Origin of the sequence: Bacteroides sp. CAG:189, assembly GCF_000432295.1 — a bacterium.
Taxonomy (GTDB): domain Bacteria; phylum Bacteroidota; class Bacteroidia; order Bacteroidales; family Bacteroidaceae; genus Bacteroides; species Bacteroides salyersiae.
Map to the genome: position 1 here is coordinate 66,601 of NZ_HF991119.1, position 14,916 is coordinate 81,516.

The 14,916-nt window shown below is 44.7% G+C and carries 9 protein-coding genes; 6 read left to right on the forward strand and 3 right to left on the reverse strand.

The features are described 5' to 3' along the window. The first annotated feature begins 245 nt into the window (after positions 1-245). The 6 genes from QVP90_RS17075 to QVP90_RS17100 all read left to right on the forward strand — a co-directional run bounded on the left by QVP90_RS17075 (position 246) and on the right by QVP90_RS17100 (position 11,713). Complete coding sequence (locus QVP90_RS17075; RefSeq protein ID WP_007479557.1) at positions 246-3,587, forward strand: TonB-dependent receptor; 3,342 nt, start codon at positions 246-248, stop codon at positions 3,585-3,587. An 11-nt stretch (positions 3,588-3,598) separates the two neighbouring features. After that, a complete protein-coding gene (locus tag QVP90_RS17080; protein WP_007479558.1) occupies positions 3,599-5,026 on the forward strand; it encodes a RagB/SusD family nutrient uptake outer membrane protein in 1,428 nt (475 codons plus the stop codon). 7 nt (positions 5,027-5,033) lie between these two features. Next, positions 5,034-5,537 (forward strand): hypothetical protein, encoded by a 504-nt coding sequence (locus QVP90_RS17085; protein WP_007479560.1) that lies wholly within the window; start codon positions 5,034-5,036, stop codon positions 5,535-5,537. A gap of 29 nt (positions 5,538-5,566) precedes the next feature. Further along, complete coding sequence (locus QVP90_RS17090) at positions 5,567-8,068, forward strand: glycosyl hydrolase family 18 protein (protein ID WP_005928032.1); 2,502 nt, start codon at positions 5,567-5,569, stop codon at positions 8,066-8,068. Positions 8,069-8,172: 104 nt separating this feature from the next. After that, the gene (locus QVP90_RS17095; protein ID WP_021937094.1) at positions 8,173-10,587 is read left to right on the forward strand and encodes a glycosyl hydrolase family 95 catalytic domain-containing protein; all 2,415 of its coding nucleotides are present in this window, start codon (positions 8,173-8,175) and stop codon (positions 10,585-10,587) included. A gap of 724 nt (positions 10,588-11,311) precedes the next feature. After that, positions 11,312-11,713 carry a hypothetical protein gene (locus QVP90_RS17100; protein ID WP_021937095.1) on the forward strand — a complete coding sequence of 134 codons (402 nt, stop codon included), beginning with the start codon at positions 11,312-11,314 and terminating at the stop codon, positions 11,711-11,713. A gap of 15 nt (positions 11,714-11,728) precedes the next feature. Here the strand turns inward: QVP90_RS17100 and dacB are convergent, their stop codons facing one another. From dacB to QVP90_RS17115, 3 genes are read right to left on the reverse strand one after another with little or no spacing between them, the layout of a single operon-like run. Beyond that, a complete protein-coding gene (gene dacB, locus QVP90_RS17105; RefSeq protein ID WP_021937096.1) occupies positions 11,729-13,129 on the reverse strand; it encodes a D-alanyl-D-alanine carboxypeptidase/D-alanyl-D-alanine endopeptidase in 1,401 nt (466 codons plus the stop codon). 16 nt (positions 13,130-13,145) lie between these two features. Further along, positions 13,146-14,489 (reverse strand): dihydrolipoyl dehydrogenase, encoded by a 1,344-nt coding sequence (lpdA, locus tag QVP90_RS17110; protein ID WP_021937097.1) that lies wholly within the window; start codon positions 14,487-14,489, stop codon positions 13,146-13,148. Position 14,490: 1 nt separating this feature from the next. Further along, positions 14,491-14,898 (reverse strand): PH domain-containing protein, encoded by a 408-nt coding sequence (locus QVP90_RS17115; protein WP_021937098.1) that lies wholly within the window; start codon positions 14,896-14,898, stop codon positions 14,491-14,493. Between the last annotated feature and the right edge of the window lie 18 nt (positions 14,899-14,916).

Sequence of the window (14,916 nt, forward strand, 5' to 3'; positions counted from 1 at the left end):
TCCCCAAAAATGCTTCAATGCTTCGTGTAGCCGCCTACAAAGGGCAGGAACAAGCAGGCCGGCTGATCGATATAACCATCGATACCCTGAAAAAAAGGGCTGCCGAGGGAGAAAAGAAATAACCTGCTATAAAACATAAAAAAACAAATGTTACAAAAAGAATAAATATGTGTACTACTTATAGAACGGACAAGGAAAAAAGAAAAAGAAAACTTCAAACCAATAAGTAAAAAACACCTTAAAGAATGAAATACTTTAAAACAGCCATGATCACAGAAAAATTTCGTATCATATTCTTTTTATTACTAATGAATGGATTCATGGGCATTCTGAATGCCCAGAATCTTCAGAATGCACCGGAGCCGAAGCTCTCTCTTTCGCTTAGCAATGTCACACTCAAGCAGTTCTTCGAAGAAATCCAACACAAAACGGATTACTATTTTTCGTATCGCGAAGGAGTGGTGGACAATCGGAAGGACATTACTGTATCTGTACAGGATCGAAGCCTGACGGAGATTCTCAAAACGGTTCTTGCACCGAGAGGACTGAGTTTTAGCATACAGTCCAAATCAGTCATCATTACTCTGCAACAAGCCGTTGCAAGTAAACCCGTCATCATCAAAGGAAAAATTACAGATGCCATGGACGAACCGCTTGTCGGTGTCACCATCCGGGTTAAAAACGGTAATGAAGGTGCGACCACCGATATGGACGGTAACTATTCCATCCAGTTAAAAGACAAAAACTCCGTACTCCAGTTCTCTTACATCGGTTATAAGCAGAAAGAGGTAAGAACGAAGGACAAAGCGGTTATCAACGTTCTGATGGAAGAAGACAGCCAGATGCTCAATGAAGTAGTGGCAATCGGCTATGGAGTCATGAGAAAAAAAGACCTGACAGGTGCTGTTGCCCGCTTGGGAGGGAAAGATATAAACAATATCCCGACCGTACGTCTCGATCAGGCACTTACCGGTAAAGTATCGGGTGTACACGTTACCAATACTTCCGGCGAACCGGGTGCGGCAACTAATATCCTTATCCGTGGCGGTAACTCCATCTCGGCAAGTAACCAGCCGTTGTATGTGGTAGACGGATTTATCGGTGCAGGCGATCTGAACCTGATCGACCCGAACGATATAGAATCGATAGAAATCCTGAAAGATGCTGCCGCCACCTCCATTTATGGTGCCAGAGGTGCCAACGGGGTAGTTATCATCACTACGAAAAGAGGAACAGAAGGAGGCAACAGCGTCACAGTCAATGCCTATGTAGGCGTTCAGCAGGTTGCCAAACGCCTGGAAATGCTCAATGCCCGCGAATATGCCGAGATGTTAAACCAACAGGATGTCGCCGCCGGCCAGGAACCGTCTATCGAAAACCCCAGCATCTATGAAAAAGGAACCGACTGGCAAGACGAAATTCTCCAGACAGCATTGATGCAGAATTATCAGGTAGCCGCTTCGGGAGGTAACAAAGACACCCGCTATTATCTGTCATTAAGCATGTTCGATCAGGAAGGTGTAATCAAAAAATCGGGAATCAGACGCTATCAGACCCGTCTTAATTTGGACAGGAAGATCGGTAACAAAGTAAATATCGGTGCCAATTTCCAGTTCTCGCATTCTGCCCGAAAGCCCAATCTGGTAAGCCTGGGAGGTTTCGACTACCAAAGTTCCGCTTTGGCAACTCCGCCGACCATGCCTATCTATAACGAAGACGGTTCATATGCCGCCGACAGCCCTTCACGTGTAGTGAGCAATAAAATCGATAACGTAGTTGCCCAACTCAATCTCCGCAAAAAAGAAGAAAAGTCGACTACCGTATACCTCGGTGTTTTCGGAGACTGGGAGCCTATTAAGGGATTAAAGTTCAAAACCTCCTTAGGTCTGAATGCCAGTACCGCCAAGACGAGTGAATATAAGCCCGGATCTCTGCCTACCATGATGCAGAATAAAACCAAAGGCGAAGCACGGATCAACCAGTCGGAAGGATATTCCATCTTGTGGGAAAACACAGCCAACTATATGAAAGAGATAGTGGAAGGCCATCACCTCACTGTTTTGGGAGGATATACGCTCCAATTCGGACGCAACGAAGGATTGGATCTCTTCGGAAAGAACTTCACCAACGACCTGCTCGACTGGAATAATCTCTCCGATGCCGAAACCAAAACCCGTCAGATAGGAAGCTCGGCTTCCGAATGGGCCATCATCTCTTATTTAGGACGAATCAACTATTCCATCCGCGACCGCTATCTGATTACCCTTACAGGCAGATATGACGGTTCGTCACGTCTGGGCAAGGACAACCAATTCGCATTCTTCCCTTCGGCAGCCTTAGGCTGGAGAATCTCGGAAGAGAAATTCATGAAACGTTTCACTAAACTGAACAACTTAAAAGTAAGACTGAGTTACGGTCTCTCCGGAAACCAGGATATTGCCCTGTATCAGACCTTGCCTCTGATGAGACAGCAGAATGTCATGTTAGGAGAAATTCCGCAAATCGGCTACGTCCCCGACCGTTTGGGTAACGACAAACTAAAATGGGAAACAACCGCCCAAGTCGATTTCGGTATCGAGGCCTCTTTCTTCAATTCACGCCTGAACGTAGAACTCGATTTCTATTCCAAAAGAACCAAAGATCTCTTGCTGGATGTGGAATTCCCTTATGTTTCGGGCTTCAAGAACGGCTTCATGAACGTAGGAAAGATTTCAAACCGCGGTGTGGAATTAATGATCCGTACTACCAATATCATGACGAAAGATTTCACATGGTCTACCGAATTCAACATCTCGACCAATAAGAATGAAGTGCTTGCCATGGGACCGGATAAAGACTTCGAATACACCTTCCGCCCGGGCTTGGGAACCCATCCTTATTCCTGGCTGAAAGTAGGTCAACCTGTCGGTGTATTCTACGGCTATATCATGGACGGTATCTATCATTCTCGCGAACAGATCGATGCCGGAAATGAACCGACAGCCTCTCTCGGACAGAAAATATACCGGGATATCAATGGCGACGGTGTCGTATCGATTGAAGACCAGACCACCATCGGTGACCCGAACCCCGACTTTTTCGGAGGTATCAACAATACTTTCACCTACAAGAATTTCACCTTAAGCATATTCCTGCAAGGAACCTATGGCAACGATATATTGGCCGGCGGTGACTTCCTGTATGCCACAGTCGATCCCCGGTTCGTAAACCAATATAAGCGGATAAAGGATTTCTGGTCGCTCGACAATCCGCGTGCGGCTTATCCCAAGCTCTATTCCAATGACGAATACCAGCCCTCCACTTATATGATTCATGACGGTTCACATCTGAAGATTAAGAGCATCAGCCTGTATTACAATTTCCCGGTGAAGAGCTGGAAGAAAAATAAAGTAATTCAGGATATGCAATGCTACGTTACCGGAACTAACTTGTTCACATTTACCTCTTATAAAGGATACGACCCGGAAGTAAATACGGGAAAGGAAGGTGGATATAAAGTTTATTCGGCAAATGTACTCCGGGGTATGGACTTCACCGCATACCCATCGGCAAGAACGTATACTTTTGGTTTTAAGATTACACTATAATGAAAAGAATCATGAAAAGATTAAAAATAATGGTATTATGCACCCTGACAGTGACGTTAAGTTCGTGTCTGGATATGCTGAACAAAACACCGATATCACAACTGAGTGTCGATAAACTATTTGAAACGGTAGACGGAGCCGAAGCTGCCGTAGCCGGATGTTACAGCTTCCTTTACGGAACCGGCTATTATAGCCAGGACAGATGGTGTTTCGCTTTCGAAGGCACCGATATATCCGGTAGTGCGGGCGGTTCCGCCAATTATCAATGGACTTCGGGCGAAAACAGATGGAGTGACTGGTGGCTTACCACTTATCAGGCTATCGGTGCCTGTAACACAGCCATAAGCCGCATAAAAGAATCAACGTTCGATGAAAACAAACGTATTCTTCTGTTATCAGAAGCCCGTTGCCTGCGCGCTTTCTATTACTATCACGCATTGACATACTGGGGAGGCGTGCCGTTGCTACAAGATGAAATCACCTCATTGGATCAGGTGAAGAACGTAAAAAGGGCTACAAAGGATGAACTGGCCAAGTTCATCATTGACGAACTCGAAGAGGTGTCTCCACTATTGGAAAAGAACCCCACCGTTGTAGCCAGAATCAGTAAAGGTGCCTCCTATACCTTATTAGCGAAAATGTATCTATTACAAAAACAGTGGGAAAAAGCGGCAGGTGCATGCGAAGAAGTCATGGGATTGAATAAATACAAATTATTCGACAATTACAGCGACATCTTCTCCCAGGCTTTTGAAAATGAACAGGAACACATTTTCTCCATACAATTCAATGCCGATTATACCGACTTCTCAGCCCGCATGTTGTGGTATTTGGGCCCGAGCAAAGAGGAATGGGACAAATTCAACGGACTGGGAGGCAGCTCCGCCCCAACATCCTTCTATAATAAATACGACGAATGGGATTTACGTCTCGAACACAATCTGGCCAAAACGTGGCGCGGGCAACCTTTCAAGGACAGCCGCATCGCTGTTATCAAATATTGGGACAGAACCGGCAAGCAGATGCTCGACCATGACGGTTTAAATTTCCCCGTATTTCGTTATGCCGATGTTCTCTTGATGTATGCTGAAGCACTGAACGAATGGAAAGGCGCCCCTACCGAAGAGGCCTACGATGCCGTAAATGAGATCCGTCTACGAGCCGGTATAGACGAAGTGGAGGATCTGAATTACAAGCAGTTCCAATCCCTTATCCAAGATGAGCGCGCCCGCGAACTCTGCTATGAAGGACACCGCCGGTTCGACCTTGTACGATGGGGAATACTCGTAGAGACCGTAAAAAGAGTCAGTAAGGAGATCAACTCCAAAGGTGGCGAATATGTGAGCGAAGCGCACAACCTTTGCCCCATTCCTCAAACAGAAATTATCAAAAATTCAAATTTAGAGCAGAACCCGGGATATGAAACCACTCAAAAATAATAGCAAGATGAAAGCAACCGTAAAATTAATACTCTTTCTGATCACTTTTTCTTTTGTAGCCTGCGATAAAGACGAGGATGACTTTTCGAAAAAGGACAGCTATCTCTACGTATGGAACGTACGCACCTGGGAGGTTGGTAAAGAAAGCAAACTATCTGACATCAAAGTCACCTATTTCTTCAAAGGCGATACCACCCGCGTACAGAATATCAACTTCTGGATAATCAAAGAGAAAAGTACGCTCTATGCCGAAGACGCGATGGAGCACACCGACAAGGCTTTTCAGATAAGCCGTCTCCAGAAAGATCCCGACCAGAAAGAATTTAAGAACCAGTGTTCGTTCCGCTTCGACGAGAGCATCACTACCGATTTCGACGGTGACCCCATCGTAGCCGGTGGAAAATACCGCTTGGTAGTGAAAGCCATCGCCACCGACGATCTGGTAGTAGACAGCCCCACCATCGAATCGGGCGTATTCGAGATTTATGACCCCAACAAACCTCAAGAATAAACTTTGTGTAACTTAATAATAAAAGAACAATGAAAAAGAATCTATTTTTATGTCTATTTGCCTTGTTAGGCTTTCTCAGTGCAGCCGCACAAACAACGGGAAACAAAGGTTTTAAACTGAACGTTAATTCCGGTGATGCTTATCTGGATTGCGGAGATATAACACAACTCAACAAAGCAGGTGCCTATACCATCGAATCATGGGTAAATATAACCCTGGATGATCTGGACGACCGTTTCATTATTTTCAAGAAAGAACAACCCGACGAACGTAACCGTATCAAAGTACAGGTAGAGAAAAGCGGGCAGATCTATGTAATGCAAGCCAACGGGGCAGACGGTGCTTACGCACAAACTTCTGCCGGATGTTATCCGAAAAGCGGCTGGCATCACATCGCCTTAGTCTACGACGGAACCAAAACAAGTACCGATGAGGGAGTCATCATTCTCTATATCGACGGTATCCGCCAGGCTTTCTCCAATGCATTCTTTAAACCGACCACCGGTGATATCGATGCTTCTTTCGTATTGGGCGGTGCTTCTCTTGCCTGTTATGACGAAGTCAGAATATGGAATAAAGCCTTGGATCTGGAAACGATCTCCAAATGGAAAAGTTATAAAGTGCTCGATTCTCACCCGGAAAAAGCTAATTTAGTAGCTTACTACGATTTCCAGAATGTTTCCGAAACGACTGTTCCCGATCTGCAAGGTGCTTATCCGGCCACTTTCAAAACAACGGAAGCAGAAATAAAAGACATCGACCTGAAAATATTCGAAGAAGTAGGAGAAATGACAATCGAAAGTGCCATGGTTTCTCAAAAAACCGGTAATGCTTATGCTAAAGAGGAAAATATCGAATTGCTTACTTTAAAAATCAATACAGTCGGTGCCGGTGAACTTTCACTTAGCGGACTGGACATTTCTTTGGACGGTACTACCAAACTTACCGATATTGCCAGCATTAACGTATATTATGCCGGTGACAAAGCCCAAATCACAGACGAATCGTTCACGATGAACTATCAAGCACTCCGTCCGGGAAACGGTAAGTTAGAACTGCGTGACGAAGTAAATGCCGGAAAACAAGCGCTTCTCGTTGGTAATAACTTCTTTATCGTTGCCATTCGATTAAAACCGACTGCAACCGATGGTGGTAAACTGGACGGCCAAATCACCAAATTGTATTTCAGCAACGGTAACAGCATCACTCCCGAAAACCCGAATCCCAATGGTGATATGACCATCCGTCAGATCAATGAACTGGATGAGGCTGCCTATACGCAGAAATGTAAAGATTACAATAACAAAATCGTTTTCGGCTGGTTCCCCTGGTTCAGTGTTACCACCATCGACAAGGTAGACTGGAAAGGACTTACTCATGTGGCTCCCATCGGTTTTGAAATCGACAAAGGCAACTATACTCCGACTTTCGAGGATAAAGGCATCGACTTGAAATGGCCGTGGATCGATTTTATCAATGACGCACACAAAAACGGTGTGAAAGTACTTGCCGCCATCACCGGTAATGTGCGCGACGGAGGAAACACCGCCTTCTATGTAGACCTATTCGGAGATTCCCAGAAAATGCGTACGGCTGCTGCCGCCATCGCCAAGTTTACAGACAAATACAATCTGGACGGTATCAACATGGATATTGAAGAGTTTTATAACTCTGTGCCCAATCACGGTGCTAAATACAATGAACTGATCAAATACATCAAAGAGGAATTAGATAAGATCAATCCGGATTTCGAGCTCTCCGTAGCTACCTACCCGGGCAATGAAAGCAACGAATGGGACTTCAAAGGCATGCTCCAAAGTGCCGACTATCTGACCATCATGATGTACAACATCGGACAAACTTTTACCTGCCCGTTGAACGATGCGCAAAGAAGAATCAAACAATTCTGGCTGGATATCAATATCCCGGCATCCGATATCGTCATCGCATGGCCTTATTACGGCAATCTTTATAAGAACGGTTCCAAAGTCGGTACAGCCACTTTAGGTGATGTGCCCAAATATTCTAAAGACAATAACATCACTTGGGACGATGCAGCCAAAGGTAATGTTTACAAGTACACCGATGAAGACGGTGCCAATATGACGGCCTATACGGAAGACCTCCAGAGCCTTCGCCTGAAATACGATTATACCATCAAAGGCGGTTTCAAAGGTATCGGAATCTGGGCATTAGGCCAAGATGCCGGTATGGAAGAAGAAGCTTACGGGTTAATTCGTGAATTCTATGATTCCACTTATCAAGGAACAGGAATCAGCACTACCCAATCCAGTGGCAATATATCCGTATATCCTACACTGGTTGAAGACGAGCTGTTCGTCAACCTCAATGGTAATGACGAAACCAATCTGACAGTTACCGTTTACGGCACGATGGGACAGATATTAAAACAAGAAAACCTGTCCGACGGCACACGCTTCATCCACCTCAACAACTTGTCTACCGGTTATTACGTGGTAAAAGTGCAATGCGACTCGGAAACAGCAAGCTTTAGAATTATCAAGAAATAAAAAACACTTCGTTTTTTATACGATTCATAATATACCCGGGTTGGAATCCGTTTTTATTCTAACCTGGGTTTTCTTCGAAAAAGTTTTCAATAAATAGAGATACAATGAAACACAAGCTCCTTCTATTCGTCCTGCTAACAGCCAGTTTGCCTATTTTTGCAACCGGCTCTATCAAAGAACGTTTATCCCCCAATGAAACGTTATGGTTCACTTATCCCGCCCGAAACTGGTCGGAACAAGCTTTACATATCGGCAACGGCTATATGGGAGCTTCCTTTTACGGTGACGTAGAAAAAGAACGCTTTGACATAGCCGAAAAGACATTCTGGACGGGAGGCCCTCACTCTGTTCCCGACTTCAATTACGGAGTTGTCAAAGGAGGCAAAGACAAGATTGCCGCTATCCGCCGGTCCATTACAGATCGTCGTTTTGCAGAAGCCGATTCTCTCTCCCGTCTCTATATGGTGGGAGACTATACAAACTACGGTTATTTTTCAATGGTCGGTAACCTGTTTGTGGACTTTGGAAAGAAAAACCAGCCGGTACAGAATTATCTGCGTGGTATTGATCTGTCTACTTCCCGGGGGTTCGTCGAATATACCCAAGGAGGTGTCCGGTTCAACCGCGAATACTTTTGCAGTTATCCCGACAAACTGATGGCACTCCATTTCACAGCCGACCAAAAAGGGAAGATCAGCTTTTCCCTTTCCCATTCACTTGTTTATCAACCCGAAAAAGTAACAGAAGGCAAAGATGAACTCATTTTCAACGGAATCATCCAAGGAAACGGACTGGGCTATACCATCCGTATGAAAGTACTTCACCAAGGCGGAAGTATCAAAGTGGGACACCAGCAAATTACAGTCGAAGGAGCCGATGAAGCTACCGTCTTTTATACGGTCGATACCGAATATTCCCCCGTATATCCGCTTTATAAAGGAGAAAAGCCTCGTCAAACAACCGAGAAAACAATAAAAAGTGCTATCACTAAAGGTTACGAAACAGTCAAACACACCCATATATCCGATTATCAGACATTGTACAACCGTGTTAAATTCACCCTTTCCGGTGACACGGCTTCCGAAAAATTACCAACCGATATACGTGTAAAGCAATTACAGCAAGGATTTACCGACGACGCTTCCCTCAAAGTATTGTGGTTCAACCTCAGCCGGTACCTGCTGATAAGCGCCTCCCGCCCGGGAACATTACCCTCCAATCTGCAAGGTGTATGGAATACCTTTGAAAAAGCACCCTGGAATGGTAACTTCCAAAGTAATATCAATCTTCAGGAGATGTACTGGGGTTGCGGACCTACCCAACTTCCGGAGTGCGAAGAGGCTTATCTGGAATGGATCGAAGGTTTGGTAGAACCCGGACGAAAAACAGCCGGAGAGTATTACGGAACCAAAGGCTGGGTCAGCCACTCCACCGGAAACATCTGGGGACATACCGTTCCAGGTGACGATATCCTATGGGGACTTTATCCGTCAGGAGCCGCCTGGCATTGCAGGCATCTGTGGGAACATTATGCTTTCGGCGGAGACAAATCTTATCTTGAAACCAAAGGATATCCTATCATGAAAGAAGCCGCCGAGTTCTGGTTGGAAAATATGGTAGAGTACCAGAAGCATTTCATTATCGCCCCCTCCGTGTCGGCCGAACACGGCATTGAGATGAAAAACGGTTCTCCGGTAGATTATTCTACCGCAAACGGCGAACAAACCGCAGGACGTATCTTCACCCTACCGGCTTATCAAGATATCGAAATGGTCTATGATTTGTATACTCATGTGATAAAGGCATCGGAATGTTTAGGAATCGATTCCGCATTTCGTGAGAAAGTGACTATTGCCAGAAACAAGCTATTACCTTTGAAAATCGGTCGCTACGGACAACTGCAGGAATGGATAGACGATGTAGACAACCCACGCGATCATCACCGGCATATCGCCCACCTCTATGCCCTGTATCCGGGAAACATGATTTCATACAGTCAGACCCCTGCACTGGCACTGGCCGTCAAAAAATCATTAGAGATGAGAGGAAAAGGAAAGTTTGGCGAAAGATGGCCCCATACCGGCGGTAATTGGTCTATGGCATGGCGTACCGCTCTTTGGACAAGACTTTATGAAGGTGATCAAGCCATCGGCACTTTCAACCAAATGATTAAAGAAAGCGGTTATGAAAACATGATGTCCAACCAATCGGGAAACATGCAGGTCGATGCCACAATGGCAACCTCCGGGCTCTTTGCCGAAATGCTCCTACAATCGCAGGAAGGTTTTATCCACCTCTTACCGGCTCTGCCTACTGAATGGCCGGAAGGAAAAATCGAAGGTTTAATGGCAAGAAACGGTTATCGGGTAAATATGGAATGGAAATACGGGAAGTTGATGAAAGCGGAAATCATACTCCCGCACAAGGCGGATAAACCGATGGTGAAAGTACAAGGCAGTTACTTACCGGAATCAGACAACAGGGTTGTTCTTATCCAAGATACGGGCATAAACAACTGATAATGAACGCTTATAAGAGTATATACTTTTACACTGCAAAAATATACACTATTGCATGATAATGGTATATACTCTTGTATATTAAAAGTACATACTATTCTGAAATAGCAACTACATGATACAAACAAAAAGAAAATATGACAAACATAGTGTCCCCAAATGGATGTGCTGCGATGTTTTTGACAGAACGATAAAACTGTTTTCTACCGATACGTTTTCAAAGCCGTAATTTACAATAGCTATAAAAGATGAAGTGGAGTTATTGGTTTCCACTATTGAACAAGCTTTTTGAGAATGCCTGCTGCTTACACCACAACAAATACAGATAATTAATATGGAATCAGCAACTAGCTATTCCTGCTTTCGTATTTATGAGAGTTGTTGTCTTTTAAGAATATTCAACTCGTTTCTCGGTGAGAAACGCTCCGTTGCCCGTAGAGAATCGGTGCGTTTCTCTACGACAAACGCTTCGATTCTCACCGAGAAAAAAAGGAAACATATAACTTGTTGGTATTCAACAATTTGCCCAGCAGCAAAAGAGTCATCTATTTTCAACTGTCAAATCATATCTTTATCCCCCTATTTTCTCTATAATTACATATCAGAAATCACAACATTCATTCAGGCTATTCGAATCATCTACCGGATAATTGAGAGATTTTTATAAGTTATGATAAATAAAACCACTATATTTACGATATTTATTAACCATAACTTATAAAAAATGGACTTTTTCGATCTCCTATTCGGGCCGATTGGGCCCTCACTTCAATTTATTTTCAAAATCGGATATATACCCAATGAAAATGATTTCTTGGAACTTACAGAAGACCAATATGCTGCATATGTCAAACAGTGTGGCGAGATAAAAGGAAAAATTTACATGTTCTCTCCACAAAATCCACATTTTTCCATGGATGATGACTATAACGAAATTTCATGTTTTGATGAGGAGGACTTACGAGGATTTAAAGATGCGGAACAGCTCATACAACACTATTGTGATAACTCCAAACAAATCTTCAAAACGACTGAAGAAAAATTACAGTATATGGCTTCAGCTTTGCCAGAGGTATTTTCCAAGGATACTCCCTATGAGAAATACCATCACATGTCAATTCATTGAGTTCGTAAACCTTAGCTATTCACAAAGCACTTCACACACCTTGTCCTGAAATTCTCTGGCTTTTGCGGCCGAGAGAACATTCTGATTCATGATGGCAAAAGCTATTTCATGCCCATTGGCAGCTTTCAGATAACCGGCTAACGCATTGATAGCGGTATAGGAACCGGTTTTGGCATGGACATTCTTATACGCTTTACTCTGCTTCATCCGGTATTTCAATGTCCCGTCTACACCGGCAACAGGAAGTGCTTTATAGAGTTTCCGGAATACTTCCGTGCGGGAATATGCGAATTTCAAGAAATCGACTAAAAGGGCAGGGGAGAGGTAGTCATAGTTGGAAAGACCGCAACCATCGGCTATTTTGTAACGGTCGGGGTTGTGTCCCAACTGTTTTATCATTCTATTTATTTCGGCAATCCCTTCTTTGGCGGACACATATCTTTTACCGGTAGCCTGTGCCCCCAAACGACAAAACAAAGCCTCCGCACTCAAGTTATCACTCTCTTTCATGACCTGATTCAAGACATCCTGCACCGGACGCTCCCAACGAACCATGCAAGCCGACAAACTATCGGGAACAAAGACCGAAAAATCATATTCACGAGACACATCGATACCGCGATCACGAAGTTTCTCTAAAAAAGCATGCATAAAGAAATCCTGTGAAGAAAAAACATTGATATCGACACTGCGTTTTCCTTCTACATTACCCGTGACCGTGATGTTGTTCTTATTCTGAAGCCATCCCCGGGTCACGGCAAATTTCCCGGCAGAAGGAGTACGCGTCTGTGCTGTGTTGTGAAGAGAATAATAAGAGGATACAGGATAACAGGATACCTTTGCAGTATCACCGGGAGCAGCACCGGGAGCAACTGTAACCGTAACCATCCCTTTGTGGTACATCAAAGGAGAGAGATAAGGCTGATAAGCTTCCGGCGTATCATCCCATGCCCAGCCGGCACCCCAATAAAGAGAATCTTTCATGGAGATATCCCCGTAGATTTTACCACTAATAACGGAAAAAGGGAAAGTGATGACATTATCCACCAATGAATCCATGCTATGTTCGTCAAATTCGGGATCGAACCCTCCTATCACATATAAATCTCCGCGAAGCGTGTCATGCTCAATCGTTCCTTTATACCACACTTCAGTACGGAACGGCTCATCGGCATCGGAGCGTGAAAGAGCCGTAATGGCAGTCAGCAGCTTCATGGTCGATGCAGGCCGCGAAAGTTTCGTATCCCGATGGGTATAGAGGGATTTCCTTGCAGTAAGGTCATACACGGATATGCCGACTTCGGAACCTTCGGGTAAAGTTCGCAATAAGGCGTTGATACGCGAAGAAAGCACCTCCTGCCCCCATAAAACGGGAAGGCAGGAGGATAGTATAAGGAATAGGAGTAATCTTTGCATAAATTTGGAATCTTGATCAAAGGGCTTCTCTGAATATTTCGGCTACCGTGGGGTGGGGGAATACGATTTTCTTCCACTCCGCAACGGTCAGTTTCATTTCTACGGCCATGCCGGCAAGGGTAATGATCTCGGAAGCCGGATTGCCAAGGATATGAGCCCCTAAGATCGTCTTATCTTCACCGATAAAGACTTTACACATACCGTTCACCCCCTCGTTCTCGGCTACGAAGCGACCAGAATAGGCCATCGGTAATTTAATGACATGAAAAGGAATTCCTTTGGCCAACAGGCTCTCTTCGGTCTGGCCTACCCCTGCAATCTCCGGATTGGTGTACACTACACCGGGGATGGCACGATAACTCATCGTATCTTCTTTATCGAGAATGGCATGTACGGCAACTTCCGCTTCGCGAACAGCCGTATGGGCCAGTAGAGAGAATCCCGTAAGATCGCCACAGACATATACTCCCGGCACGGAAGCCTGCATCTTATTATTGACAGCGACATTACCGCGTTCTGTCAGTACCAGTCCCAGATTTTCCAATCCGAAGCCTTTGGTTACAGGCCGGCGGCCGACACTCATCAGGATCTTCTCTGCAACCACGCTTCCCGTACCTTCGGCATTTTCATAAGCCACAGCCACGCCACCGTCATTCGGTGACAAAGAGGTGACTTTCGTACTAAGCAGGAATTTTACCCCCCGTTTGACATATTCGGCACGAAGCAGGGCAGAGAGCTCTTTGTCCATTCCATTCAATATTTCGTCGAGCATCTCGACAACCGTCACCTGTACACCGAGACTACTGAAAAAAGAAGCAAATTCCATTCCGATGACACCTCCGCCCACAATGGCTAATGAGACCGGCAACTCTTTATTGTCGAGCGCATCCCGATGTGTCCAGTAATCCACTGTATCGATGCCTGCAAACGGCGGGATAAATGTTTCCGAACCCGTACAAATAATCAGATTCTCACATTCGTAAATGTCTTCACCGCAACGGACGGTATTCTTATCGATGATATACGCTTCACCGTTCACAACCGTTACGTTGTTGGAAGCAAGCTTGCCTTTTACACCCAATACCAATTTACGTACTACCTTACTTTTACGGGTAATTATCTTTGCCAGATCGAAAGAGGCTTCCGGCACATTCACCGCATATTTAGAGGCATGCTTAACTCCGTCATACGTCTTTGCCGAATAAAGCAAAGTCTTGGTAGGGATGCATCCTTCATTCAGGCAGACTCCGCCTAAATTCTGTTTTTCGAAAAGCAAAACGCTCAGTCCGGCCTTACCGGCGGCTTCGGCAGCTGTATAGCCCGCAGGGCCGCCACCAATGATAATTACCTGGTATTTCATATTATTCATTATTAGATTGGATTCTTCTCTTTTCCACCGACTCGATGAATTCCCGTTCTTTGACAGGCATTACCGATGCATATTTCTCTTGGCCGTACTCTATGAGCAGATACTCCGTCACTGAAAACCGGCCGAATTTCATCGAATGGTGCTTCCGTATGGAAATGATATCTTTGATGGGAATTGTTTTTTTACGTGTAAAACGTCCATAAGAAAGGATCAGTTCTCCTTCCGGCGTAACGATATAAGTGGTGTGAATCACCTGTTCGATCACCACGATCAACAGCAACATCATAAAAACAGCAAGCAGAATATACTTGCACCAGAGAAAGCCAAACGCATTTGCTCCCAATACAATCAGCAGGAAATATTGATACCAGGCAATACGGGCATGGAAGATTCGGTTCATTTTGTCAGATTTTTGCTG